The following is a 24,165-nucleotide window of genomic DNA, read 5'->3' as shown; positions in this document are numbered from 1 at the left end:
TCCGGTGGCCCGCACGCGGGTGCGTACCGGCGGCCACCCGCCGCACCGATCAGGAATCGAGAAGTCACCGCTGGCGGCCCTCCCTAGCATGACCAGCATGGACATCACCATTCACACGACCGTTCTCCCGCACGTCGACCCGGACGCCTCGGTGGCCTTCTACCGCGACGCCCTCGGCTTCGAGATCCGCAACGACGTCGGAACGGGCACGATGCGGTGGATCACCGTCGGCCCCGTCGGGCAGCCCGGCACGTCCATCCTGTTGGCGCCCCCGGCCGCCGATCCGGGGATCACCGAGGACGAGCGGCGCACCATCGCGGAGATGATGGCCAAGGGCACCTACGGGTGGATCCTGCTGGCGACCCGGGACCTGGACGGCACCTTCGAGAAGGTGCAGTCCGGTGACGTGGAGGTCGTCCAGGAGCCGACGGAACAGCCGTACGGCGTGCGGGACTGCGCCTTCCGGGACCCCGCCGGGAACATGGTCCGCATCCAGGAACTGCGCTGAGCCCTCGGATCCCCCGCCGCGCCGAACCAGCCGGCATGTCGCCCGACCACCGGCCGTCGGTGCGTACGGTGCAGGGGTAGCTGTTCCACGCGAGGAGGAGACCCATGTCCAAGCCACCGCTTCCCGAGGCCGCGGTCGAGATGCTCAAGAAGCCGAACCCGGCTGTCATGACCACGCTTCGCAATGGTGGTCAGCCGGTGTCCGCCGCGACCTGGTACCTGTGGGAGGACGGCCGGATCCTGGTGAACATGGACGAGAGCCGCCGCCGCCTGGAGCACGTCCGCAACGATCCCCGGGTCTCGCTCACCGTGCTGGACGAGGCTGGCTGGTACACCCACGTGAGCATCGTCGGGCACGTCGCCGAGCTGCGCGTGGACGAGGACTTCACGGACATTGACCGGTTGGCCCGGCACTACATGGGCAATCCCTATCCCCGGCGTGATCGGGGCCGGGTCAGCGCCCTCATCGAGATCGACCGGTGGCACGGCTGGGGGTCGATGAAGGACAACAGCCAGGTCGGTTGACCGACCGGGGCGGCGGTGGCGGACGGACTGCTCTTGACCGCAGAGCGTGATCGGCTTAACTTCATCAATCAGATAAGTGTCTTTACTAATTCTGTTTGATAAGTCGTGGGAGTGCCGATGCGTCCATTGCGCCACCGCCGCCTCACCGCCGTCGTCGCCCTGGCGACCCTGCTGATCACCGCCGCCCCGCCCGCCGCCGCGAGCGCCACCGCCAAGCCCGACCGCCAGCCCGGCTACCACCGCGTCGGCTACTTCACCCAGTGGGGCATCTACGGCCGGGCCTTCCCGGTCAAGAAGCTCGACACGTCCGGGGCGGCGAGCCGCCTCACCCACGTCAACTACGCCTTCGGCAACATCAGCGAGGACGGCCGCTGCTATCTGGACGGCGGGCCGGGCGAGGGCGACGCCTGGGCCGACTACCAGCGGCCGGTGCCCGCCGAGGAGAGTGTCGACGGCGTCGCCGACGCCCCCGGCCAGGCGCTCAACGGCAACTTCCACCAGCTCGCCAAACTGAAGGCCAAGCACCCCCAGCTCAAGGTGCTGATCTCGCTGGGCGGGTGGAGCTGGTCGACGTACTTCTCCAACGCCGCCCGCACGGACGCCTCCCGCAAGGCGTTCGTCGCCTCCTGCATCGACCTGTACCTCAAGGGCAACCTCCCGGGCGCGCCGGGCGCCGGGGCGGGCGTCTTCGACGGCGTCGACCTCGACTGGGAGTGGCCCAACTGGGACGGTGAGCCCGGCAACGTCATCCGCCCCGAGGACCGGGAGAACTTCACCAAGCTGCTCGCCGAGTTCCGCCGGCAGCTCGACGCGTACGGTCGCACCACCCGCTCGCACCACCCGCTGACGGCCTTCCTGCCGGCCAACCCGGCCACGATGGACGCCGGCTACGAGGGCCGCAAGATCTTCACGTACCTGGACTTCGCCACCGTGCAGGGGTACGACTTCCACGGCGGCTGGGAGGCCCGCACCAACCAGCAGTCGGCGCTGCGCGTGCCCGCGGGCTCGCCCGACAACCCGGACTTCTCCGTCGAGGTGGCCGTCGACGGGTGGATCGCCCGGGGCGCGCCACGGCACAAGCTGGTCCTCGGCATCCCCTACTACGGTCGCGGCTGGACCGGCGTCACCGGCGGCGGCAACGGCCTGTTCCAGCCGGCCGCCGGGCCCGCGCCGGCCGCCTTCGAGGCCGGCTACGAGGACTACAAGAACCTCAAGAACCTGGCCGGAAACGGCTACACCGTGCACCGCGACCTGCGCGCCGGGCACGCCTGGCTGTTCGACGGTACGACCCTCTGGACGTACGACGACCCGGCCGTCGTGTTGCAGAAGACGCTCTACATCCGACGGGCCGGCCTGGGCGGGGCGATGGTCTGGTCGCTCGACGGCGACGACGACAACGCCACCCTCACCAAAACGATCGGCCTCGGCCTAACCACCCGGTAACCCCGCGCGGCTCCCTTGATCACTTGATGACCAGCAGTTTCCAGCACCGGTTCCCGAACTGCTCCGCATCAAGTGATCAGGGGGTCGGCCCTACTCCGGCGCCACCGCGCGCACCGCGGCCTCGATGAGCGCCGTCACCTGGTCCATGTCCCGCGCCCGGCGGACGTCCAACTCGGCCGACGATCCGCCGGGTAGAACGAGGTGCACCGTCACGTCCTCGCGGCGGTGGGTCAACCAACTGGCGACCGCCTGGACCAGCACCATGACCGTGCCGGCGTTGCCGATCGCCACCCGCAGCACGTCCGTGCCGTCCGTTGACGTCTCATCGGTCGGCGGTGTCGTGGTCACCCCGTCGCGCAGCCGGTCGTCGGCGCGCAGCCAGGACGCGAGCGAGCGCTGGACATCGACAGACGGACGATCCGGACGAACCGCGATGGTGATCGTCTCCGGCACGTTCTGCCTCCTCCAGGACGACGCTGAGTCACACCACCATCCTGCCAGCCGGTCCCCGACCCGGCATCCCACGCACTCACCGAAGTCGATCAGGCCTTGACCGTCGTGTCGGCCCGTCCATAGGCTCCGGCCACTGCGAGGCTTTCCCCCAAGAAGGGAACCCGAGACATGGCCCCATCGTCGCGTCCGTTCTGGACGGTCCCTCCGAGGCGGTTGGCGGGTGCCGCCGCGATCACGCTCCTGCTCGGCACGACTCCCCTGCTCGGCGGCACCGCACCGGCGAGCGCCGCCCCACCGTCGACGTGCAGCAGCGACCCGACCGCCCGGCTGGGTACCGTCCCGACCCCGGAGGCGACGCTCGGCTTCCCCCTCGGCCTGGGCCAGGAACGGGTCGTGACCAACGACGAGGTCCGTACCTACCTGGGGGCCGTCGACCGCGCCTCCGAGCGGGTCGTCACCGGAGTGCTGGCGGCCAGCGTCCTCGGGCAGCCCCTGCCGTACGCGGTGGTGTCCAACGAGCGCAACGTGCGCCCGTCCGCGCTGCGCAAGATCGCCGACGACGTACGCGACCTGCGTGATCCCCGCCGGACGAGCGCGCGGACGGCCGCCCGTACGGCGAAGGACAGCCCGGCCATCGTCTGGATCACCGCGAACGTGCACGGCGGCGAGAAGAGCGGCACCGACGCGGCCCTCAAGACCCTGTACGAGCTGGCCGCCGGCCTGTCCTGCGAGGTCGCCCGGCGCAACGACAACCTGGTCACCGTCATCGTGCCGACGCAGAACCCGGACGGCCGCGACGCGACCCGGCGGCAGAACGAGTTCGGCTTCGACCTGAACCGGGACTGGTTCTCCCGCACCCAGCAGGAGACCGACGGCAAGCTCGAACTGCTGCGCCGCTATCCGCCGCAGGTGTACGTGGACGCGCACGAGATGGGCGGCCGGCAGTACTTCTTCCCGCCCAACGCCGACCCGATCCACCACGAGATCGCCGGTGAGGCCGTGGACTGGATCAACCGGATCGGCGAGGCCAACAAGGCCGGCTTCGGTTACAACGGCGCCTGCGACGACACCGTCACCACCGAGTGCTACTTCAACTACGACACGTACGACATGTTCTTCATGGGCTACGGCGACACCGTGCCGACCACCGGTTTCGGGGCGGCCGGCATGACGTACGAGAAGGGCAGCGCCTCGGCCGTCGCCGACCGGGTGCAGCAGCAGTTCCACACCCAGTGGTCGACGCTCGGCTGGGCCGCCGCCAACAAGCGTGCGGTGTTGGACGGCTACTTCGACATCTGGACCGACGCGCTGGCCCAGGGCCGGGCGGGCACCCTCGAACCGAACGAGGTGGTGCAGCCCACCAACGAGGTCCAGTTCCCGGTGCCCGACGTGACGATCCGCTCGTACTTCCTGTTGCCCGACCGGCAGCTCGCCGACGTCCGCCGGCTCGTCGAGCGGCTGCGCCGAATGGACGTCGAGGTGTACGAGGTGCAGAAGCCCACCCGGGTGCCCACCGCCCGCGTCTTCGGGGGCCGCAGCGCCACAAACGTCACGGTGCCCAAGGGCGCGTACTGGATCCCCATGGACCAGCCGCAGAAGCACTGGATCCAGGCCATCATGGGCGAGGACCCGTACGTCCCGTTCCCGTACTTCTACGACGTGTCGTCCTGGAGCAACCCGCTGCTGATGGGTGTCTCCACCATCTACACGGGCGACAACGTCCGGCCGAAGGCCCAGTTGGTGCGGGGCATCACCGGCGGCCGGAGCGGGCTGGCGTGGCCGTGGGGCTCCTACACGTACCCGCTGGACTCCGCCGCCGCCGCCGAACTCACCTTCACCCTGCTCGGCCGGGGCATGCCGCTGACCCGTGACCTGGCGACCAACACCGTCGCCGTCCCGGCGAGCAGGGTGAGCCGTACGGTCGACGACCTGGCGAAGGCCGCCGGGGTCACCCTCGCACCGGGCGGACGCCCCACCGGCACCCCACTCGCCCTGCCCGACGTCGGGCTGTTCCAGGGCACCGGCGTCTCCACCACGTCCGGCTCGCACGGCGAGGCCCGCTACGTGCTCGGCAAGCGGTGGGGACTCGACCTGAAGCCGGTTACCACGGCCGACATCAACGACAACACCGAGGCGTTCACCGGACGTACCGTGCTGCTGGTCCCCGACGGCAGCAGCCCCACCGGCGGTCTGACCGCCGCCGGCCAGGCCAACCTGCGCGACTGGATCGCCCAGGGCCACACCTACCTCGGGCTGCGCAACGAGGGCACCCGGCTGGCCCGCGCCGCCGGCCTCACCTCCACCACGGAGAAGACCAGACCGGTCGACTACCTGGTGATCGGCTCACACCTGCGGGTCGACGTCGACACCGACAACCCGGTCGCCCTGGGCCGTCCCGCCGAGGACTTCGAGTTCAACAACAGCGACCCGATCCTCACCCCGAGCAGCACCGGGACGAACGTGCTCAGCTACCCGAGCGGAGACACGTTCTGGGCCAACGGCTACACCGTCGGCGCGGACATCCTCAAGGGCACGGCCGCCGTTGTCGACGAACCCACCGGCGCCGGTCGGGCGGTGCTGTTCGCGTTCAACCCGCTCTTTCGGGCGTACAACGAAAATGGTCTGCACCTGGTGGCGAACGCGCTGCTCTACCCGCCGGGCGCGCCCGACGCCCGACGCACGCCGGGCGGGGACGCGGCGCGCGCCAGCGCCGCCGCCGCGCCGGTCGCGGCGGACCTGGGCGGCGGCTGGCGGCCGATCACCATCGAGGTCGCGGCGGCCGACCTGCCCCGCGCGCGGGCCGTCGTCGAACGCTTCACCACCGACGCGCGCACGACCGCGAAGGACACCTCGGCGTACGTCGTGATCCCCAACCCGCAGGGCCTCCAGGCCGACGAACACCCCTTCACGAACGATCTGGTACGCGCGCTGCGCGCCGCCGGAGTGCCACTGCGGTCGGTGGTCGCCTGACCGGTTCGCGGCACCGGCCAAGCGCCCGCCCCGGCTGATGTCGGGGCGGGCGCTTACGGTTTGCGGGCCACGCCGCTGTAGCCGGTGCGGGCGACGTCCGCGTCGACGGTGGCCGGTGGCTCGGGGTACGGCCACATGTTGACCAGGCCGGGCGGCTCGAGGACGAAGTCGCCGAAGAACCCGCTGACGTCGACGTGGCTGCGGGGCACGAACGGGGTGTTCGCGCGGGCGTAGATCGCCGAGATGCGGGCCATCAGGTCGGGGTGCACGTCGGTGCTGGCGTGGGACAGCGCGAGGTAGCTGCCGGGGGCGAGCGCGTCGCGGTAGGCCGCCACGATGCGCTGCGGGGCCTGCTCGTCGGGCACGAGGTGCAGCACGAACATCATGAGGACCGCGACCGGGCTGTCGAAGTCGATGGCGGCGGCGACCTCCGGGTGGCCGAGCACCTCGGCGGGTCGACCCAGGTCGGCCTGCACCACCGACACCGTCGCCGCGTCGGCGAGCAGGGCACGCCCGTGGGCGCAGACCACGGGGTCGTTGTCGACGTAGACGACGCGTACGGCCGGGTCGATGCGGTGGGCGATCTCGTGCACGTTGTCCCGGGTCGGCAGCCCCGAACCGAGATCCAGGATCTGCCGCACGCCCTTCTCCTCGACGAGGTGGCGGACCGTACGGGCGATCAGGTCGCGGCCCTGCCGAGCCGCCTCGGGCATCCACGGCGCGACCTGCAACACCATCTCGGCGGCGGCCCGGTCGGCGGCGAAGTTGTCCTTGCCGCCGAGGTAGTAGTCGAACATGCGCGCCGCGTTCGGTCTGTCGGTCTGGAGGTTCACTCCGGGCTCCGACTGCGTCATGGTCGACCACCTCTCCCCCCGCGGAGCCCGCAGCATAGCGTCCACAATGGTTGGCCGGCTCCCCGGCCGTACCCTGATGAGCTTGATGCCGGTGAGTCATCTAGATGACTCACCGGCATCAGGCTCACCGACAGGTGGCCTCGGCCGCTCGTGTCGAACGTCAGTCGCCCAGGCCCGGCTGGCCCGGTGAGCACGCACCGGTTCGCGCCCGGGACAAATGTCCTGGCCGACCGCGTACCGGTGACTCTGCCCGCGCCCCGCGCGCCTGAATAGCGTGACAGGCATGGATGACACAGCCGTACGCCTCGACGGCCTCACCCGGCGGTTCGGTCCCGTCCGAGCTGTCGACGGGCTCGACCTGACCATCGCGCGGGGCAGCACGGTCGCCCTGCTCGGGCCCAACGGCGCCGGCAAGTCCACCACGATCTCGATCATGCTGGGTCTGGACCGACCGGACAGCGGCACCGCCACCGTGTTCGGTCGGCCGCCGGCCGAGGCGGTCCGGGCGGGACAGGTGGGCGCGATGCTCCAGGACGCCGGCTGGGCGTCCAGCGCGACCGTCCGCGAGGTCGTCGACCTGGCTCGGGCGCTCTACCCGCGAACGATGGCCACCGACCAGGTGCTGGCGCTGGCCGGGCTGACCGAGCGTGCCGGCCGCCGCCTCGACAAACTCTCCGGCGGCGAGGCGCAGCGCGCCCGGTTCGCGTTCGCGCTGGCCGGCGACCCGGACCTGCTGGTCCTCGACGAACCCACCGCCGCGCTGGACGTCGCCGCCCGGCAGGCGTTCTGGGCGGCCATCGACCGGTACACCGCCGACGGGCACACCGTCCTGTTCAGCACCCACCACCTGCACGAGGCGGACGAGTTCGCCGACCGGGTCGTGGTACTCGCCGCGGGGCGGGTCGTGGCCGACGGGCCGCCCGCCCAGATCCGCGCGCTGGCCGGCGGCCGTACCGTCTCCTTCGACCTCGACGGCGGTCCGGTCGACGGCCTCGACGCGCTTCCCGGGGTCCGGTCGGTGCAGGTCCGGGGCGGCCGGGTCGCGCTCACCACCGACGACGCCGACGCCACCGTCCTCGCCCTGGCCGGCACGCGTGGCTTCCAGGGCCTGGAGGTCACCACCGCCGCCCTGGACGCCGCCTTCCTCGCCCTCACCGCGACACCGACGACCCGCACCGCGACACCGACGGAGCACTGACATGCGCGCGTACCTGCGATTCGAACTGCGCCGACTGGCCCGCGACCCACGGCTGCTGCTGTTCACCGTCCTCGCGCCGGTGGTCACGTACCTCATCTTCTCCGGGGTTGGTCCGGACGGCGACCGGGTGGAGGGCGTCGACGCGGCGGTGGCCCTCATGGTCGGCCTGGCCGGCTACGGCGCGGTGGCGGGCGTGCTCTCGGTCGGGTCCGCGGTCTCGCAGGAGCGGGCGTCGGGCTGGCTGCGCCAGCTCCGCGTCACCCCGCTGCCCGCCTGGCGGGCGGTGACCGCGAAGGCCCTCGTCTGCACGCTCAGCGGGGTGCCGTCGGTGGTCGCCGTCGGCTGCGCCGGACGCCTCGCGCACCACGTCGAGCTGGGGGCCGCGCGGTGGGTCGCGCTGCTGCTGCTGATGTGGGTCGGCACGGTGCCGTTCGCGCTGCTCGGGCTCGCCATCGGGTACGGCCTCAGCCCGCAGCTCGCCCAGCCGGTCAACTTCCTCGCCTTCCTCGGCCTGTCGGTGCTGGGCGGCCTGCTGGTGCCCGTCGCCTACTTCCCCGCCGTGCTGCGTCAGCTGGCACACGCCCTGCCGACGTACCGGTTCGCGGAACTCGGCTGGCGCTCGGCCGCCGGGCTGACGCCCACCCCGTCGGGACTCGCCGTGCTCGCCGGGTGGACGGTGGCGTTCACGGCCCTGGCGGCGTGGGCGTACCGGCGGTCCACCATTCACCGGTGACCCCCGATACGGTGTCCACCATGTCGTCCGGTACGGCTGCTCCCCGCCGGAGGCGGCAAGGGTTCGTGCTCGTCGCCGCGCACACTCTCTGGCTCTGGCTGCTGCTGACGCCCGCCGCCGCGATCGCACACGGGCAGGTGCGCCCCGCCCTGCCGGCGGCGGTGGGGCTGGTCGTCTTCGCGCTGTTCTACCTGGCCCTGGTGGCCGTACCCGTGGCCGACCTGACCGTCCGACCGGCCGTGCACCACGGCGGGCTCGTGGTGTTCGCGCTGCTCGCGGTCGGGCTTGCCGCCGCGTACGCCGGCGGGCCGGAGGGCTGGCTGGTCCTGTTCCTGTACGTCGCCACGGCCGGCGCGGTCGCCTTCGTGCGTCCGGCCTGGGGGTTCGGGTGGGTCGGCGGATCGGTCGCCGCCATCGTGCTCATCGGTGCGGCGCATCGGCTGCCGGCCACCGAGACCGCCCAGATGGCGCTGATCACCGTGCTCGGGGGCACGCTGACGTTGGCGTTCGCCCGCACGGCCCGGCTGGTGGAGGAGCTGCGGCGTACCCAACGGGAGCTGGCCCGCACGGCGGTGGAGCAGGAGCGGCTGCGTTTCGCGCGGGACCTGCACGACCTGCTGGGCCATACGCTGTCGCTGGTGGTGGTCAAGGCGGAGGTGGTGCGCCGGCTCGCCCCGACCGATCCGCGGCGGGTCGTCGCCGAGGCGACGGACATCGAGCGGATCGGTCGTACGGCGCTCGCCGAGGTGCGCGAGGCGGTCACCGGCTACCGGGAACGCAGCTTCGCCCGGGAACTCGACGGCGTCCGTACGGTCCTGGGCGACGTCGGGATCACCGTCAGCGTCAGGGGCGGTGACCGGCAGCTCGGGGTGGAGGCCGACGACGCGTTCGGTTGGGTGCTGCGGGAAGGGGTGACGAACGTCGTGCGGCACAGCCGGGCGTCGCGGTGCGACATCGAGGTCACCGCCGACACCGACGAGGCGGTGCTGACCATTCGCGACGACGGGGTGGGTGGCCGGCCGCGGTACGGCAACGGCCTGCGTGGCCTCACCGAACGGTTGGCGCAGGCCGGCGGGACGCTGCACGTCGGCCCGGCGCGCGACGGCGGCCTGCTGCTCACCGCCCGACTCCCCCACGCCCCCACCGGACGGTGGGCGTCGTGATCCGGCTCCTGCTCGCCGAGGACCAGGGCATGATGCGCGGCGCGCTGGCCCTGCTGTTGAACCTCGAACCCGACATCGACGTCGTGGCCGAGGCCGCGACCGGGGCGCAGGCCACGCGCGAGGCTCTTCGGGTACGCCCCGACGTGGCGCTGCTGGACATCGAGATGCCCGACGGCAGTGGCCTCGACACGGCCGCCGCGCTGCGCGACCAGTTACCGTCCTGCCGGGTGCTGATCCTGACCACCTTCGGCCGCCCCGGCTACCTGCGCCGGGCCATGGAGGCCGGCGCCCATGGCTTCCTGGTCAAGGACGGGCCGGTGCAGGAGCTGGCGGTGGCCGTCCGACGGGTGCTGGCCGGCGAGCGGGTGATCGACCCGACGCTGGCCGCCGCCGCCCTCGCGGCCGGCCCGAACCCGCTCACCGACCGGGAGCGCGAGGTGCTGGTCGCCGCCGTGGACGGCGCCACGGTCGCCGACATGGCCGCCGCGCTGCACCTGTCCGAGAGCACCGTGCGCAACTACCTGTCCGCGGCCATCGGCAAGACCGCCACCCGCAACCGCATCGAGGCGGCCCGCACCGCGCGCGCCAACGGCTGGCTCTGAGGCGGCACGGCCCGCGCGGTCCGCTCCGCACGGACCGGCCGGGGTCAGCGCGGTGGGCGGGCGCTGTCGCGCACGACGAGTTCGGTGGCGAGTTCGATGCGCGGGCTCTCGGTCTTCTCGCCTCCGGCGAGCCGCAGTACCGTCCGGGCCGCCAGCATGCCCATCTCCGCGAGGGGTTGGCGGACGGTGGTCAACGGTGGGGAGCACCAGCGGACCTCGGGCAGGTCGTCGAAGCCGATCACGCTGATGTCGTCGGGCACCCGCAGGCCACGTTTGCGGACCGCCTCGTAGACGCCGAGGGCCATCTGATCGCTGGAGGCGAAGATGGCGGTGGGTGGGTCGGGCAGGGCCAGGAGCTGCGTACCCGAGGTGAAGCCGGACTCGTGGTAGAAGTTGCCGGGCCGGATGAGGGCGTCGTCGACGGCGATGCCGGCGGCCCCCAGAGCCGCGCGGTAGCCGTCCATCCGGGCTCGGCTGCACATCAGGTGCGGCGGCCCGGCGATGAAGCCGATACGGCGGTGACCGAGGCCGATCAGATACTGGTTGGCGCTCAGGCTGCCCGCCCAGTTGGTCGCGCCGATGGTGGGTGACTCCTGCGGGTCGACGCCAGCGGGGTCGATGATGACCACGGGAAGGTGCAGCCGGCGCAGCTCCGCCTGAAGTGGTGGGTTCACCATCGAGGTCACGAAGATGACGCCCTCGGTGGATCGGGTACGCATGTTGTCGAGCCACTGCTTGGCCGAGGAGATGCGCCAGTGGATGGCGGAGACGACGGTGCCGACGCCGCTGGCGCGGGCGACGTCCTCCACCCCGCGGATGATCTCCACCGCCCACGGGCTGTCCAGGTCGTTGAAGACCAGGTCGATCAGCGCGGCCTCGGTGCGCCTGGCCTGGGTGCGTCGGCGGTAGCCGTGCTGGTTGAGCAGGGCCTCGACGCGCTCCCGGGTATCGGGAGCGACGTCGGTGCGACCGTTGATGACCCGCGAGACCGTGGGCACGGAGACACCGGCCAGTCGCGCGATCATCGCGATGGTGACGTTTCGGCCGTTGTCGGAGCCCACGGTCCGCTCCTTCGTGTGGCGGGGCGTTTCAGGTCGGTCGGTGATCCGGTGTCGTCACCCCTTGACGCTGCCGGTGAGGCCGCCGATCAGTTGACGTTCGGCCACGGCGTAGAAGCCCAGCGCGGGAAGCATGGACAGCACGACGTAGGCGAGCACCCGGGCGGTGTCGTCGGCGTACTGCCCCTGGAACGCCTGGACCCCGACGGGCAGGGTCCACCAGCTCTGATCGCTGAAGACGACCAGCGGGAGCATGAAGTTGTTCCAGCTGGTGACGACGGCCAGGACCGAGACGGTGGCCAACGCGGGGCGGGCCATCGGCAGCAGGACCCGCCAGAAGAACCCGAAGGAGCTACAGCCGTCGAGGACGGCGGCCTCCTCCACCTCGGCGGGGATGGTCCGGAAGAACTGACGCAGGATGATGATGGTGATCGGCAGCCCGAAGGCGGCCTGGGGAAGGATGACGCCGAGCGGGTTGTCCAGCAGGCCGATGGAGCGCAGCAGGACGAACAGCGGCAGGATCGCCACCGCGAACGGGAACATCAGGCCGATCGCGAACAGGGTCACCAGGAACTCGCGGCCCCGGAAGGCGTACCGGGCGAAGACGAACGCGGCCATCGCCGCCGCGGCGACCACGATGAACGTGCTGCTGATGGCGATGAGCAGGCTGTTGCCGAGCTGCCGCCAGAACACGCCGGAGGCGAACAGATCGGTGTAGTTCGACGGCACCCAGGGGTCGGGCAGGCCCAGCGGGTTGGTCGACAGCTGGCCGTTGTCCTTGAAACCACCGATCACACCGAACCAGACCGGCACGACGATGAGCGCGCCGACGCCGATGCAGACGAGGTGCAGCACGATGCTGCGGGTCCGCTGGGCGCCACTGGTCTTGGCGGTCATCGCTGGCCTCCCTGGTTGGTGATCGCGCCCGCGGTGTCCCGACGCAGGACGACGCGCTGGTAGAACAGGGCGAAGACGAGGCTCAGCAGGAACATGATCATGCTGATCGCGCTGGCGTAGCCGACCTCGAACCGACGGAAACCGAACTGGTACATGGTGACGGCCATGGTCTCCGAGGAGTGGATCGGACCGCCGCCGGTGAGCACCCAGACCATGTCGAACAATTGGATGGTGCCGATGACCGACAGGAAGATGCTGATCCGGATCGTCGGCCCGAGCAGCGGCAGAGTGACGTGGCGGAAGGCCTGCCAGGCGGTGGCGCCGTCGGTGACCGCGGCCTCGGACAGCTCCTTCGGGATGCCCTGTCGGGCCGCCAGGAAGAGCATCATGTAGAGGCCGAAGTACTTCCAGGACACCACCAGGAAGACGGCGTACAGCACGGTGGACGGGTCGGCGAAGACCGCGCCCGCCTCCGCGCCGAGGAACTTCGAGACCGACTCGCCCAGACCCCGGTTGGGCGAGAACACCAGGGTGAACAGGACCGCCGTGGTGACCTCGGAGAGCACGTACGGCGCGAAGAAGATCAGCCGGTAGGCGGCTCGGCCGCGCAGCGGCTGGTTGAGCAGCATCGCCAGGGCCAGCGCGGCGGGCAGCTGCACGGTCAGCGACAGCAGCACCAGCACGAGGCCGCGCCACAGGTCGCCGCGGAAGGTCGGGTCACCGAAGGCGCGGGTGTAGTTGTCCAGCCCGATGAAGTTCTCCGGCAGCCCGAAGCCGTTCCACTTGTAGAGACTGGCGTAGGCGGCCACCAGGATGGGCGTGATGACCAGCAGCAGGAACAGGGTCAGGGCGGGCGTCAGGAAGACGGCAAGGACGCCACCCCGCCCCGGCCGGGGCTGGCGGCCGCGCCGTCGCGCGGTGCCCGGCCCCGGTGCCGGCGGATCTGTCGCCGTGTCGCCGCGTCCTGGGTACGACACGGTCGATGGCCTGGTCATGCCTGCTCCACTCGGTTTCTATCGCCGGCTACGGATGGGTACGGGGTCACGATCAGACGGTCTTCGCCACCTGCGTGATGTCCTTGAGGATCGCGGCGGGCGCCTTCTTGCCCGCGATGATCTCGGCGACGCTGTCGTTGATCTGCTGCCCGAGCGCGGGCGCGTACGCCTGGTCGAGGTAGAGCTGGAAGCCGGTGTTCTTGGCCAGCGTCTCCGCGACGACCTTGTTGTTCGGGTCGCTGATGGCGTCGGTGGCGTCCTTGACCGTGGGCAGAACCGCGCCGGTCTTCGCGGACCGGCGCTGGTTGTCGACGCTGAGCAGGAACTTCAGGAAGTCGATCGTGGCGGGCGGGGCGTCCTTGCCGACGGCGAAGCCGTTGCCGCCGCCGAAGACCTCGGTGGCGGTGCCCTTGCCGCCGTCGACGGCGGGGAACGGGAAGAAGCCGAGCTTGTCGCCGATGCCCTTCTTGCTGGTTGAGCTGGATGCCTGTACCGCCGGCGCCCACTGACCCATCAGCTCCATGGCCGCGCCGCCGTTGCCCATGGTGGCGGCCTGCCCGTCCGGGGAGCCGTACTCGGCGCCGAGGAAGCCCTTCTGGAAGGGTTGCAGGTCGACGAGCTCCTTGAGCCGCTCACCCGCGGCGGTCAGGTCGGGGGTGTCGAAGTTCTTGTCGTCGACGGCCTTCTGCAGCGCGCCGACGCCGCCGATGCGCATCGCCAGGTACGACCAGTAGAAGTGGGCTGGCCACTTGTCCTTGCCGGCGATGGCGACCGGGGTGATGCCGGCGGTCTTGAGCTTGCGGACCGCGTCGAGCAGGGCGGTCCAGGTGGTGGGGGGCTCGGTGATGCCGGCGCGGGTGAAGAGGTCCTTGTTGTACCAGAACCCGACCATGCCGATGTCGAACGGGATGCCGTAGATCTTCCCGTCGATCGTGTACGGCCCCATGGCGGCCGGCAGGATGCCGCTGACCAGGTCCTTCACGTCGTCGGTGAGGTCCTTGACCAGACCCGCGTCGACCTGCTGCTTGAGCACGCCGCCGCCCCACGACTGGAAGAGGTCCGGCGGGTCGCCGGCCTGCGTGGCGGTGGTGAGCTTGGCCTTGAACGCCTCGTTCTCCAGCGGCTGGATGGTGAACGTGACGTTGCTGTGCGCGGTCTTGTACTCGTTCGCCATCGCGGCCCAGACCGGCAGCATCGGCTCGGTGTTCTGGATGTGCCACCAGTTGATCGTCTGCGCCGCGTTCGGGTCGCTGGACTTGTCGTCGCCGCTACAGGCGCTGAGCAGGTAGGCGCCGGCGCCGGCGCCGGCGATGCCGAGCAGCGATCGGCGGGAAAGGTGCGCTGTCATGATCCATCCCTTCGGGGACTCACGGTGTGCTCGGACGCCGGCCGAGCCGGCAAGGGTTCGAACCTGGATCTCCGGAACTTTCATTGCTTCGTCGGTATTACCGATCGATGGCCGGGACGCTACGAGCAGTTCCCCCAGCGGTCAAGACCCCTGTCCTATCGCGATAAGACCGGCTACCGTACGAGGGGCTTCCAGTGATCTGGTCCCGCAAGTTTCCGGAAGTTTCACAGCCGCACCGCACAGAGGAGCCCCCGTGTCGACCGACACCGCTGACGTGGCGACCGCTGCCTGGTCGATCCGCAACCCCGTCCTCGCCGGGTTCCACCCGGATCCGTCGATCCTGCGCGTCGGCGATGACTTCTACCTGGCCACCTCGACCTTCGAGTGGTATCCCGGGGTACGCGTGCACCACTCGCGCGACCTCGTGAACTGGCGCCCACTGGGTGGGATCATCACCGACCGCCGCCTGCTGGATCTGCGCGGCTGCGGCGACTCCAACGGGGTGTGGGCGCCCGACCTGACGTACCACGACGGGCAGTTCCACCTCGTCTACAGTGACGTGGCCAGCTTCGCCAGCGGTTACTGGGATCCGCAGAACTTCCTGATCACCGCGCCCGACATCGCCGGGCCCTGGTCCGACCCGGTGAAGCTGCACGGGCGTGGCTTCGACGCCGCCCTGTTCCACGACGACGACGGCACCAGCTGGCTGCTGAGCATGAGCGCGGACTGGCGTCCGGGCCGGGACCGCTTCGGCGGCATCGAGATCCAGCAGTACGACCGGGCGGCGCGGCGTCTCGTCGGCCGACCCCGCATCCTGTTCACCGGCACGCCGGTCGGGGTGACCGAGGGGCCGCACCTGTACCGCCACGACGGCTGGTACTGGCTGATCACCGCCGAGGGCGGCACGAGCTGGGAGCACCAGGTCACCGTGGCGCGCTCGCGGGAGTTGTTCGGCCCGTACGAGGTGGACCCGGATGGGCCGCTGCTCACCTCGGTGGGCCGCCCCGACCTGCGCCTGCAGAAGGCCGGGCACGGCAGTCTGGTCCAGACCCCCGACGGTGGGTGGTACCTGGCCCACCTGGTCGGTCGCCCCTACTCACCCCTGGGCAACTGTGTGCTCGGGCGGGAGACCGCGATCCAGCGGGTCGAGTGGCCGGACGGTGGCTGGCCCCGCATCCCCGGAGGGGTCCCGGCCGAGGAGGTCGTCGCTCCGGACCTGTCTCCGCACCCGTGGCCCGAGGAGCCCGCCACCGACGGCTTCGACGCCGCCGAGCTGGAATCCTGCTGGTCGACGCTGCGCCGGCCGGCCACCCCGGACTGGGTCGACCTGCGCTCCCGTCCCTCGCACCTGCGCGTGCACGGTGGACAGTCGCCGGTGGGTCGCCAGGCGCCGAGCCTGGTCGCGCGACGGGTCGGGGCGACGCACTGCTCGCTGGAGACGGTCGTCGAGTTCGACCCGATCGACCACCGGCAGCTCGCCGGGATCACCGCGTACTACAACACCCTGAACTGGCACCACCTCTACCTGACCCGTGCCGACGACGGCCGTACGGTGTTGGAGCTGCTCAGCTCCGACAACGGCCGGCGCACCCCGTACCCGGAGCTGACCGTCGACGCCAGTGGTGTCACCCGGGTCGGTCTGCGGGCGGTGTTCGACGGGCCGGTGGTCCGCTTCGACTACGACCTCGGGGCCGGGTGGCAGCGTCTGCCCGTCGACCTGGACGCGACCATCCTGTCCGACGAGCACGCCGCGTTGATCATCGACGGGGAGCCGGCGGCGTGGGGCTTCACCGGCGCCTTCGTCGGGTTGTGGGTGCAGGATCTCGGCGGTGACGGGGTGTACGCCGACTTCGACCACGCCACCTACCGGGAGCACTGACCTGGCGAGGCGCCTCACGGCCGTTGGGCGACCGCGCGCAACTCGCCGAGGGTGGTGCGCAAGCCGTTGCCCGACGCCGTCGCGTCCTCGGTGCGCAGGCCGGTGACGGCCATGGCCGGCGAGCGGGTGGCCGCGACGGCGTCGTCGCCGGACCCGGTGACGTCGAAGATGCCGAAGTCGCCGCTGAGCGTCCGGTACGTCGGCGTCGCGGTCCCCGCGTCCTGGGACAGGTAGAGGACCACGTGCTGACCCACGTCGAGGGTCGACATGTGGGCCATGTCGGCCACCCCGGCGTCGAGGCTGGCGAGCGTGATCGACGCTCCGGGGCGTACCCCGGAATCGGTCCTGGCCCGCAGCACCTCGTCCACCCGGAAGCCGGCGGACGTGACCTGGCCGCGTACCACCAGGTCGGCGGCCTCGGTGAGCTGCTGCACCGTGCCGTACCCGCGCAGCTTTCCGCGGGCCGGCGCGGGCGGCGCGCTCGCCGTCGGCGCGACCGCGCCGCCGGTGGTGGGCGCGGCGGCCGGCTCGGCGCCGTCGGCGCTGCCGCAGGCCGACAGCGCCGCGACGGCGAGCACGGCGGTCGCGGCGGCCCACCAGGGCAGGGTACGGCGGAGATCGACTGCCATGGAACGCTCCTCGCGGTCGGTGGCGCTGCTGACGAACCCGGGTCGGTGCGCTCGCAGGCACCCTCGGGGCCCGCGCGCGGGCTGACGATAGCGACCGACGCGCACGGCCGCGCAACGGCCGGATGAACAAATGATCTTCGTCTCCGACGTGTCGCATCGCGGTCTCACGGCCTGGCCGGACCGGTCACGCCGGATCGCTTGCCAAGCCGTCCAGGCGACGCAGCGCCCGCCGGGCGGTGTCCTGGTCGGCGGGCAGCAGCGGCAGTCGGACCGCCGGGGTCGGAATGCGTCCCCGCGCGTGCAGCACCGCCTTGATGACGGTCGGGTTGGGTCCGGCGAACAGCGCGGCCGACAGGCCCGCGAGTCGATGACCGAGCGACCGCCCACGGACGACGTCACCCGCCTGCCAGTGGGTGACCAACCGGACGAACTCGGCCGCCGCGACCTGGGCCGAGGCCGCGATGGCACCGTGCGCGCCGAGGGCCAGCAGCGGCGAGAGGAGCGGATCTTCACCACCGAGTACGGCGAAGCCGGGCGGAAGGTCGGCGAGGAGGTCGATCGCGTCCGCGTCGATCCCACCCGTGGCGTACTTGACGCCGACGACGCCCGGCACCTCGGCGAGCCGGCGGAGATCGTCGGCGTCGAGTTGCTGCCCGGTCCGGTACGGGACGTGGTAGACGACCAGCGGCACCGGGCTTTCCTCGGCGAGGTGGGCGAAGTGGGCGAGCACTCCGGCAGCGCCCGGCCGCAGGAACGGGGGTACCAGGCTCAGGGCCGCCGTCACCTCGGGCCGCTCCCTGAGGGCGCGTACCGCCGCGACGCTGTTGGCGCCGACGAGCAGGCGCGCGCCGCGTTCCCGGCACACCGCGGCCAGGACGTCGAGGACCACGCTCTGCTCCTCGTCGCTGAGGGCGGCCGGCTCGCCCGTCGTGCCCAACGCGACCACGCCGGCCGCGCCGGCGTCGAGCGCGTCGAAGGCCAGGGTGGTCAGCGCGTCGACGGCGACGGCTCCGGACCTGTCGAACGGGGTGATCAGGGGCACGTACAGGCCGGTCAGGGTCATGCCTTCACTCTCGACGGACCGAACCAGGTAGGTCCAGTTCCGATTACTCACGCAATACCTAAGCTGAGCTGATGCTTGACGTCCGTCGCCTCGTTCTGCTGCGGGACCTGGCCCGTCTCGGCACCATCGCCTCGGTCGCGCGGGCACACGCCTACACGCCGTCCGCCGTGTCGCAGCAACTGGCCGCTCTGCAACGGGAGGCCGGCACCCGGCTGCTGGAGCGCACCGGCCGCCGGGTCACCCTCACGCCGACGGCGACCGCGCTCGTACGGCACAGCGAGGTCATCCTGGCCGCGCTGGAAGCCGCCGACGCGACCCTCGCGGCCGCCCGGACGGGACTGCGCGGGAGCGTACGCATCGGCGCCTTTCCCAGCGCCGTCCGCACCCTGCTCCCGGCGGCGCTGGTCACCCTGGCCCGCGACCATCCGGCGCTCGACCTGATGATCACCGAGTTGGACCCGGTCGACGTGCCGGCCGCCCTGCGGGGCCGGCAGCTCGACGTCGCGCTGCTGCACGACTACGACATCGCGCCGGTCGCGCCCGATCCGGCGCTGGACTCCATCGCGCTGCTGGAGGAGACCGTCTACCTCGCCGTACCCCCTGGGGTCGTGCCGGACGGCGGCGGCGCCGGTCCGGTCGGCGAGGCGCGCGACGCGCAGTGGATCGTCGGCACGCCCGGGACGCTCTGCCACTCGGTCGCGCTGCACGTCTGTCAGCTGGCGGGCTTCGCCCCGGCGGTACGGCACCACGTCGACGACTTCACCGCCATGCTCGCCCTGGTCGCGGCGGGTGAGGGGGTCGGGCTCGTGCCACAGCTCGCCATCACGCGGCCCTCCGCGCAGGTTCGCCTCCTCCCGCTGGCCCTGCGCCGTCGCACGAGAGTCGCCTACCGCAGGGGTGCGGGTGAGCACCCCGCGGTGCTGGCGTGCGTCTCCGCGCTACACAGAGCCACCACCGCCCTGCCCAGCGGAGTTCCGATTGACAGTTGATCGACGTACTGCTATCTGTTAATACAGTTTCCTGATATTCGGGGTGCCCCGGCGCCCTCCCCCACGCCGGGCACCCGACCGGTCGGCGGCCTGCCGCCCCTTTCCCCCGAGGAACACCATGGTGCGTAAGAGAACAGCCGCCTACGCCGTGGGCACCCTGCTGATCGGCGTCGCGGCGGTCGGCTACGGCCTGCCGTCGGCCAGCGCCGCGACCGCCGGCCCGATCACCGGCCTGGCCGGCAAGTGCGTCGACGTGGCCGGCGCGAACTCGGCCAACGGCACAGCGGTGCAGCTCTACGACTGCAACGGCAGCGCGGCCCAGACCTGGACGGTGGGCAACAGCGACAGCTCGATCCGCGCGCTCGGCAAGTGCCTCGACGTCACCGCCGCGTCGACCACCAACGGCGCCAAGATCCAGCTGTACGACTGCAACAACACCGGCGCCCAGAAGTGGACCGCCGGCAGCGGTGGCGCCCTCGTCAACACCGCCTCCGGCAAGTGCCTCGACGTGACCGACCGGAGCACCGCGAACGGCGCCCGGCTACAGATCTGGACCTGCGGCGGCACCACCAACCAGCAGTGGACCCTGCCCGGCGGCGGCACCCCCACCCCCACGCCGACCGCCAGCGGCTCCACCGGCACCAACCTGGACGACCCGGCGAAGAAGGACGTCGCCATGCAGCTCGTCTCGGCGGCGGAGAACTCCTCGCTCGACTGGCGCGCCCAGTTCTCCTACATCGAGGACATCGGCGACGGTCGCGGCTACACCGCCGGCATCATCGGCTTCTGCTCCGGCACCGGCGACATGCTCGAACTCGTCCAGGCGTACACGAACACCAAGCCCGGCAACGTGCTCGCCGGCTACCTGCCGGCGCTGCGCGCCGTCAACGGCACCGCGTCGCACTCGGGCCTCGACCCGAACTTCACCCGCGACTGGCGCACCGCCGCCAACGACTCCGTGTTCCGGGCCGCGCAGGAGGCCGAGCGGGACCGGGTCTACTTCAACCCGTCGGTCCGCGACGGCAAGAACGACGGGGTACGCGCACTCGGCCAGTTCGCCTACTACGACGCGGCGGTCATGCACGGGTACGAGGGCATGCGTCAGATCCGCAGCCGCGCCCTCACCCGCGCGAAGCCCCCGGCGCAGGGCGGCGACGAGCGGACCTGGCTCAACGCGTTCCTTGATGAGCGGGTCATCGAGATGAAGAAGGAGGAGGCCCACTCGGACACCTCCCGCGTGGACACCGCCCAGCGGGTGTTCCTCAACAACGGCAACTTCAACCTGAACACGCCGTTGACCTTCGCCGTCTACGGCCAGCAGTTCCGCATCAACTGACCTGTCGATCGCACACCGTCTGCGATGACGATCGCGCCGTCACCCACGCCTCGAAGGGGCACGGGTGGCGGCGCGATCATCGTCCGGGCCGCCGATTTCAACCCGCGCCAAGGTCCTGCGCTGGTGGTCGCTCCAGCGAGCCGTCCGTCTCGCCAGCCGCCGCCGATCGGCACCGTCCGGACATCCAATCGATCATGATTACTGAAACTGTCGTACACCTGTTCTAATGTCAGGTCATGGTCGAGGAGCTGACGCAGGCAGACGCGGCGGTCGCCGCCTGCCTCGACGCGTCCGCCTGGAGCCTCGCCGAGCACGAACTCGTCGCCGCGCTCGACGCCGCGCACCGCCTCGCGCAACGGCTCGCCGCGCTCCAACTGACCCTCGTTCGCGAGCTGGACGGTCGGGGCATCGCCCGCGCCCACGGCGCGTCCGGCACCGCCGTCTGGCTCCGCGAACGCCTACGCCTCACGATTCCGGCGGCCCGACGGCTCGTCGACCTCGCCGCCGCCCTCGACAACGGCCACAACGGCGGAGTCCGGCAGGCGTTGGCCGACGGGAACATCACCGCCGAGCAGGCCCGCGTCATCACCGACACCGTCACCACGGTGCACGACAGCGCCGGCTCGACAGCCGCCGACAAGGCCGTCGGCGTCCTCATCGAATGGGCCGGGCAGTTCGACCCGACCCTGCTGCGCAGGTTGAGCACGCGCATCCTCGACCACGTCGCCCCCGACGTCGCCGAGGCCGCCGCGAAGGCCGCGCTGGAGGCCGACGCCCGCCGCGCCGACCGCGATCGGCACCTGACCGTTTCCGAGCAGACCGACGGTCGGCTGAGACTCGCCGGCACCCTCGACGTCGAGACCGCCGGACTGCTCCGCGCCGCCATCGACCCGCTCAGCGGTCCCAGCGGCCCAGACGACACCCGTACGCCGGGCCAACGCCGCCACGACGCCCTCGCGGACGTCTGCCGACTCGCCCTCCGCACGGGCGACCTACCTGCGAACGGCGGTGAGCCCGCCCAGATCGTCGTCACCACCGGCTACGACGCCCTGAGTCAGCAGCTCGGCGCCGGCACGCTCGACACCGGGCTCTCCCTGACCCCGCAGACGGTACGTCGGCTCGCCTGCGACGCCGCCATCCTCCCCGCCGTTCTGGGCGGCAATGGCCAACCACTCGATGTCGGCCGGCAACGCCGCCTCATCACCGGTCCCCTGCGGCGCGCCCTCGTGCTTCGCGACCGTGGCTGCGCCTTCCCCGGCTGCGACCGGCCACCGCGCTGGTGCGACGCCCACCACGTCCGTCACTGGGCCGATGGCGGCGACACCTGTCTCACCAACGCCGTCCTGCTCTGCGGCCACCACCATCGCCACGTACACAAGGGAGAATGGACGGTCCGGCTCGGCAGCGACGGCCGACCGATGTTCGTTCCGCCAGCCTGGCTGGACCCCGACCAGCTACCCCGCCGCAACCGCTACCACCGACGCAACTAGACCCGTGTCTGATGATGATCGCTTTGCTGGTTGGCGGAGCGCCAGAGCAGCGTTCCACGACGTCGCCTGCTGGTCCGCCCGTGCGTCGAAGGCGAGCGGGCTGCCCCGCGCGGGAGCCCTGGCGGAGCCGGTTGGCCTGCTGGTCCCGCCGCGCGGCCGTCGACGGCCAGGTGGACCTTGGTCGTCGACAGGCGAAATGGGCGCCGTCTCAGAGCCCCGAAGATCATTTGTCAGATGCGGCCGAGGCCGACAGCGACATCCCCGGGGCCCTCTCAGCGGTGGCCAGGAACGGGGGGCGTGGGCTGGCCGAGGACCGCTTGCGACTCGTCGACGAGTCCGGTCAGGCGCGCGACCTCGGTGTCGGTCAATTGTTCGGCAACTTCGGAGGCTGCGATGTTGGACCGCAGGTGGTCGGTGCTGCTCGTGCCGGGGATGACGACGATGGAGGGCGAACGGCGCAGCAGCCAGGCCAGTGCGATCTGGGCCGGTGTGGCACCCAGGCGCTCTGCCGGGCCGGTCAGCTCCTGGTGGCCGCTGAGCCGTCCGGCGGCCAGCGGGAAGTAGGGGATGAAGAGGATGCCCTGGGTCTCGCAGTCGGCGAGGACCTGGACGCCGCTGCGGTCAAGCAGGTTGAAGCGGTTCTGCACCGCCGCGATGGGGGTCATCTGCTGGGCGCGGGCCAGCATCTGCGGGGACGCGCCGGACAGGCCGATGCGGCGGATCAGCCCCTGGTCTCGCAGCTGGACGAGTGCGCCGAGCGACTCCTCCAGCGGTACGTCCTGGTGCGCGCCGGGGGTGTCGCCGACGAGTCGGAGGTAGGTCAGCTCGCTCGCGTCCGTTCCCAGGTCGGCAAGGGACTCGTGAACCTGCCGCCGGACCGTCTCCGGGCGACCGTCGACGACCCAGGACTTGTCCGGGCCGCGCTCTGCGCCGACCTTGTTGCCCACGATCACGCCCTCGGGGATCGGTCCCAGCGCCTGCCCGATCAGCTGGTTCACCGTTCGTGGCCCGTAGGCGTTCGCGGTGTCGAAGAAGGTCACGCCCAGCTCGACAGCCAGGCGCAACAGCCGCCGTGCCGCCTCCGGGTCGTCCGGGAACCCCCAGACATTAGGGCCCGCAAGCTGCATGGCGCCGTATCCCACACGATTCATCGACCTCTCCCGCCGTATCACTGATACGGTATCTCCCGTATCGCTGACCGAACCAGTGATACGCCTTATGCCGTAGCATTGCAACCGTGGATGACGCGAAGACCCGCAGTCGCCGGCAGATCCTGGAAGTCGCAGCCGAGCTTCTGGAACGCGAGGGCGCCCAGGCGCTCTCCACCCGCGCCGTCGCAGCGGCGGCAGGCATCCGTGCCGCCTCCTTGTACCAGCTCTTCGGCGACAAGGACGGGCTCCTTTCGGCGCTGGCCATCCACGGCTTCGACCTGTACCTGGCGCAGAAGCACACCTTGTCGTCGAGCGGCAACCCGGTCGACGACATGCGCCGCGGATGGGACATGCATGTCGACTTCGGCCTGAAACACCCCGCCTTCTACCTGCTGATGTACGGCACCGACCGCCCCGGCCGGCGCCCACCTGCCGCGCGGGAGGCTCAGGAACTCCTCATGACGTTCCTCGGCCGCGCCGCCTCCGACGGCCGCCTACGGGTGTCGCCCGTCCTGGCCGCCCACCTCACGCTGGCAGCGGTAACCGGCACCACGCTCTCCCTGATCGGCATCCCCGAGGGCGAACGCGACCCGGAGGTCTCACCGCGCATGCGGGAAGCACTCATCGAAGCCCTGACCACCGACACGAGCCCAGCCCCGGACTCCACCCTCGCCGCTCGCGCCCTCGCGCTCGATGCCACCCTCGGCGGGGCGGATCCAGCCATCGTCCCGCTCCGCCCCGTCGAGACCGCACTCCTGCGGGACTGGCTCCAGCATCTCGCCCACTAGGGGCTGTTTCATAAGGGCGGTCGAGCCGAGGCGGAGTCCGGGCGGCGATCCGGCAAGGCGCGGTGGCGTCCGGATACCGGTGTTGTATCCGGAC

At 71.2% G+C, this 24,165-nt stretch carries 22 protein-coding genes; 13 read left to right on the top strand and 9 right to left on the bottom strand.

The genetic code is table 11. From position 1 onward, the window contains the following. Nucleotides 1-97: 97 nt before the first annotated feature. The 3 genes from AB0I89_RS28400 (at nt 98) to AB0I89_RS28390 (ending at nt 2,475) form a co-directional block, all read left to right on the top strand. On the top strand, nt 98-508 hold the full coding sequence (locus AB0I89_RS28400; RefSeq protein WP_357133028.1) for a VOC family protein: 411 nt from the start codon (nt 98-100) through the stop codon (nt 506-508). Nucleotides 509-612: 104 nt separating this feature from the next. Continuing rightward, the gene (locus AB0I89_RS28395) at nt 613-1,032 is read left to right on the top strand and encodes a PPOX class F420-dependent oxidoreductase (protein ID WP_357133026.1); all 420 of its coding nucleotides are present in this window, start codon (nt 613-615) and stop codon (nt 1,030-1,032) included. A gap of 117 nt (nt 1,033-1,149) precedes the next feature. Beyond that, on the top strand, nt 1,150-2,475 hold the full coding sequence (locus AB0I89_RS28390; RefSeq protein ID WP_357133024.1) for a glycoside hydrolase family 18 protein: 1,326 nt from the start codon (nt 1,150-1,152) through the stop codon (nt 2,473-2,475). 90 nt (nt 2,476-2,565) lie between these two features. On the opposite strand, the gene AB0I89_RS28385 is transcribed toward AB0I89_RS28390, so the two are convergent. Further along, on the bottom strand, nt 2,566-2,928 hold the full coding sequence (locus tag AB0I89_RS28385; RefSeq protein WP_357133022.1) for a hypothetical protein: 363 nt from the start codon (nt 2,926-2,928) through the stop codon (nt 2,566-2,568). 168 nt (nt 2,929-3,096) lie between these two features. On the opposite strand from AB0I89_RS28385, the gene AB0I89_RS28380 reads away from it, so the two are divergent. Then, entirely contained in the window at nt 3,097-5,898 is a 2,802-nt protein-coding gene (locus AB0I89_RS28380; protein ID WP_357133020.1) for a M14 family zinc carboxypeptidase, read from the top strand. 53 nt (nt 5,899-5,951) lie between these two features. Here AB0I89_RS28380 and AB0I89_RS28375 read toward each other — a convergent pair whose 3' ends face one another. After that, nucleotides 5,952-6,752, bottom strand: a complete 801-nt coding sequence (locus AB0I89_RS28375; RefSeq protein ID WP_357133018.1) for an SAM-dependent methyltransferase — start codon at nt 6,750-6,752, stop codon at nt 5,952-5,954. A 283-nt stretch (nt 6,753-7,035) separates the two neighbouring features. Here AB0I89_RS28375 and AB0I89_RS28370 point away from each other — a divergent pair, with 283 nt between their 5' ends. From AB0I89_RS28370 to AB0I89_RS28355, 4 genes are read left to right on the top strand one after another with little or no spacing between them, the layout of a single operon-like run. Next, nucleotides 7,036-7,950, top strand: a complete 915-nt coding sequence (locus AB0I89_RS28370; RefSeq protein ID WP_357133015.1) for an ABC transporter ATP-binding protein — start codon at nt 7,036-7,038, stop codon at nt 7,948-7,950. A gap of 1 nt (nt 7,951) precedes the next feature. Then, nucleotides 7,952-8,683, top strand: a complete 732-nt coding sequence (locus AB0I89_RS28365) for an ABC transporter permease (RefSeq protein ID WP_357133013.1) — start codon at nt 7,952-7,954, stop codon at nt 8,681-8,683. After that, the gene (locus AB0I89_RS28360) at nt 8,680-9,846 is read left to right on the top strand and encodes a sensor histidine kinase (RefSeq protein ID WP_357133011.1); all 1,167 of its coding nucleotides are present in this window, start codon (nt 8,680-8,682) and stop codon (nt 9,844-9,846) included. Before AB0I89_RS28365 ends, AB0I89_RS28360 begins: the two co-directional genes overlap by 4 nt. After that, nucleotides 9,843-10,448, top strand: coding sequence for a response regulator transcription factor (locus tag AB0I89_RS28355; RefSeq protein ID WP_357133009.1), 606 nt, complete (start codon nt 9,843-9,845; stop codon nt 10,446-10,448). Before AB0I89_RS28360 ends, AB0I89_RS28355 begins: the two co-directional genes overlap by 4 nt. 44 nt (nt 10,449-10,492) lie before the next feature. Here the strand turns inward: AB0I89_RS28355 and AB0I89_RS28350 are convergent, their stop codons facing one another. From AB0I89_RS28350 to AB0I89_RS28335, 4 genes are read right to left on the bottom strand one after another with little or no spacing between them, the layout of a single operon-like run. After that, on the bottom strand, nt 10,493-11,509 hold the full coding sequence (locus AB0I89_RS28350) for a LacI family DNA-binding transcriptional regulator (RefSeq protein WP_357133008.1): 1,017 nt from the start codon (nt 11,507-11,509) through the stop codon (nt 10,493-10,495). Between the two features lie 54 nt (nt 11,510-11,563). Continuing rightward, nucleotides 11,564-12,403 carry a carbohydrate ABC transporter permease gene (locus tag AB0I89_RS28345; RefSeq protein ID WP_357133006.1) on the bottom strand — a complete coding sequence of 280 codons (840 nt, stop codon included), beginning with the start codon at nt 12,401-12,403 and terminating at the stop codon, nt 11,564-11,566. Further along, nucleotides 12,400-13,398, bottom strand: a complete 999-nt coding sequence (locus AB0I89_RS28340; RefSeq protein WP_357133004.1) for a sugar ABC transporter permease — start codon at nt 13,396-13,398, stop codon at nt 12,400-12,402. Before AB0I89_RS28340 ends, AB0I89_RS28345 begins: the two co-directional genes overlap by 4 nt. A gap of 52 nt (nt 13,399-13,450) precedes the next feature. Further along, on the bottom strand, nt 13,451-14,746 hold the full coding sequence (locus AB0I89_RS28335) for an extracellular solute-binding protein (protein WP_357133002.1): 1,296 nt from the start codon (nt 14,744-14,746) through the stop codon (nt 13,451-13,453). 253 nt (nt 14,747-14,999) lie between these two features. On the opposite strand from AB0I89_RS28335, the gene AB0I89_RS28330 reads away from it, so the two are divergent. Further along, nucleotides 15,000-16,625, top strand: a complete 1,626-nt coding sequence (locus AB0I89_RS28330) for a glycoside hydrolase family 43 protein (RefSeq protein ID WP_357133000.1) — start codon at nt 15,000-15,002, stop codon at nt 16,623-16,625. 14 nt (nt 16,626-16,639) lie between these two features. Here AB0I89_RS28330 and AB0I89_RS28325 read toward each other — a convergent pair whose 3' ends face one another. Then, on the bottom strand, nt 16,640-17,254 hold the full coding sequence (locus tag AB0I89_RS28325) for a hypothetical protein (RefSeq protein WP_357132998.1): 615 nt from the start codon (nt 17,252-17,254) through the stop codon (nt 16,640-16,642). Nucleotides 17,255-17,438: 184 nt separating this feature from the next. Next, nucleotides 17,439-18,317, bottom strand: a complete 879-nt coding sequence (locus tag AB0I89_RS28320) for a dihydrodipicolinate synthase family protein (RefSeq protein ID WP_357132996.1) — start codon at nt 18,315-18,317, stop codon at nt 17,439-17,441. Nucleotides 18,318-18,388: 71 nt separating this feature from the next. Here AB0I89_RS28320 and AB0I89_RS28315 point away from each other — a divergent pair, with 71 nt between their 5' ends. From AB0I89_RS28315 to AB0I89_RS28305, 3 genes are all read left to right on the top strand, one after another. After that, nucleotides 18,389-19,306: a LysR family transcriptional regulator gene (locus AB0I89_RS28315; RefSeq protein ID WP_357132994.1), complete on the top strand. Its 918-nt coding sequence runs from the start codon at nt 18,389-18,391 to the stop codon at nt 19,304-19,306. A 118-nt stretch (nt 19,307-19,424) separates the two neighbouring features. Beyond that, nucleotides 19,425-20,642, top strand: a complete 1,218-nt coding sequence (locus AB0I89_RS28310; protein ID WP_357132992.1) for a chitosanase — start codon at nt 19,425-19,427, stop codon at nt 20,640-20,642. 236 nt (nt 20,643-20,878) lie between these two features. Further along, nucleotides 20,879-22,132 (top strand): DUF222 domain-containing protein, encoded by a 1,254-nt coding sequence (locus AB0I89_RS28305; RefSeq protein WP_357132990.1) that lies wholly within the window; start codon nt 20,879-20,881, stop codon nt 22,130-22,132. Nucleotides 22,133-22,404: 272 nt separating this feature from the next. On the opposite strand, the gene AB0I89_RS28300 is transcribed toward AB0I89_RS28305, so the two are convergent. Further along, the gene (locus AB0I89_RS28300) at nt 22,405-23,283 is read right to left on the bottom strand and encodes an aldo/keto reductase (RefSeq protein WP_357132988.1); all 879 of its coding nucleotides are present in this window, start codon (nt 23,281-23,283) and stop codon (nt 22,405-22,407) included. Nucleotides 23,284-23,369: 86 nt separating this feature from the next. Between AB0I89_RS28300 and AB0I89_RS28295 the strand changes: the two genes are divergently transcribed. Beyond that, nucleotides 23,370-24,071: a TetR/AcrR family transcriptional regulator gene (locus tag AB0I89_RS28295; RefSeq protein WP_357132986.1), complete on the top strand. Its 702-nt coding sequence runs from the start codon at nt 23,370-23,372 to the stop codon at nt 24,069-24,071. Nucleotides 24,072-24,165 lie beyond the last annotated feature (94 nt).

Source organism: Micromonospora sp. NPDC049801, assembly GCF_040656575.1.
GTDB lineage: Bacteria > Actinomycetota > Actinomycetes > Mycobacteriales > Micromonosporaceae > Micromonospora.
The sequence above is the reverse complement of the archived record's forward strand: the minus strand, read 5'-3'. Positions and strand labels throughout refer to the sequence as shown.

Excerpts from the sequence above, each read along its gene's own strand:
- AB0I89_RS28400 (WP_357133028.1), top strand. The coding sequence starts at position 98 with ATGGACATCACCATTCACACGACCGTTCTCCCGCACGTCGACCCGGAC.
- AB0I89_RS28395 (WP_357133026.1), top strand. The coding sequence starts at position 613 with ATGTCCAAGCCACCGCTTCCCGAGGCCGCGGTCGAGATGCTCAAGAAG.
- AB0I89_RS28390 (WP_357133024.1), top strand. The coding sequence starts at position 1,150 with ATGCGTCCATTGCGCCACCGCCGCCTCACCGCCGTCGTCGCCCTGGCG.
- AB0I89_RS28380 (WP_357133020.1), top strand. The coding sequence starts at position 3,097 with ATGGCCCCATCGTCGCGTCCGTTCTGGACGGTCCCTCCGAGGCGGTTG.
- AB0I89_RS28375 (WP_357133018.1), bottom strand. The coding sequence starts at position 6,752 with ATGACGCAGTCGGAGCCCGGAGTGAACCTCCAGACCGACAGACCGAAC.
- AB0I89_RS28370 (WP_357133015.1), top strand. The coding sequence starts at position 7,036 with ATGGATGACACAGCCGTACGCCTCGACGGCCTCACCCGGCGGTTCGGT.
- AB0I89_RS28365 (WP_357133013.1), top strand. The coding sequence starts at position 7,952 with ATGCGCGCGTACCTGCGATTCGAACTGCGCCGACTGGCCCGCGACCCA.
- AB0I89_RS28345 (WP_357133006.1), bottom strand. The coding sequence starts at position 12,403 with ATGACCGCCAAGACCAGTGGCGCCCAGCGGACCCGCAGCATCGTGCTG.
- AB0I89_RS28340 (WP_357133004.1), bottom strand. The coding sequence starts at position 13,398 with ATGACCAGGCCATCGACCGTGTCGTACCCAGGACGCGGCGACACGGCG.
- AB0I89_RS28335 (WP_357133002.1), bottom strand. The coding sequence starts at position 14,746 with ATGACAGCGCACCTTTCCCGCCGATCGCTGCTCGGCATCGCCGGCGCC.
- AB0I89_RS28325 (WP_357132998.1), bottom strand. The coding sequence starts at position 17,254 with ATGGCAGTCGATCTCCGCCGTACCCTGCCCTGGTGGGCCGCCGCGACC.
- AB0I89_RS28320 (WP_357132996.1), bottom strand. The coding sequence starts at position 18,317 with ATGACCCTGACCGGCCTGTACGTGCCCCTGATCACCCCGTTCGACAGG.
- AB0I89_RS28315 (WP_357132994.1), top strand. The coding sequence starts at position 18,389 with ATGCTTGACGTCCGTCGCCTCGTTCTGCTGCGGGACCTGGCCCGTCTC.
- AB0I89_RS28310 (WP_357132992.1), top strand. The coding sequence starts at position 19,425 with ATGGTGCGTAAGAGAACAGCCGCCTACGCCGTGGGCACCCTGCTGATC.
- AB0I89_RS28305 (WP_357132990.1), top strand. The coding sequence starts at position 20,879 with ATGGTCGAGGAGCTGACGCAGGCAGACGCGGCGGTCGCCGCCTGCCTC.
- AB0I89_RS28300 (WP_357132988.1), bottom strand. The coding sequence starts at position 23,283 with ATGAATCGTGTGGGATACGGCGCCATGCAGCTTGCGGGCCCTAATGTC.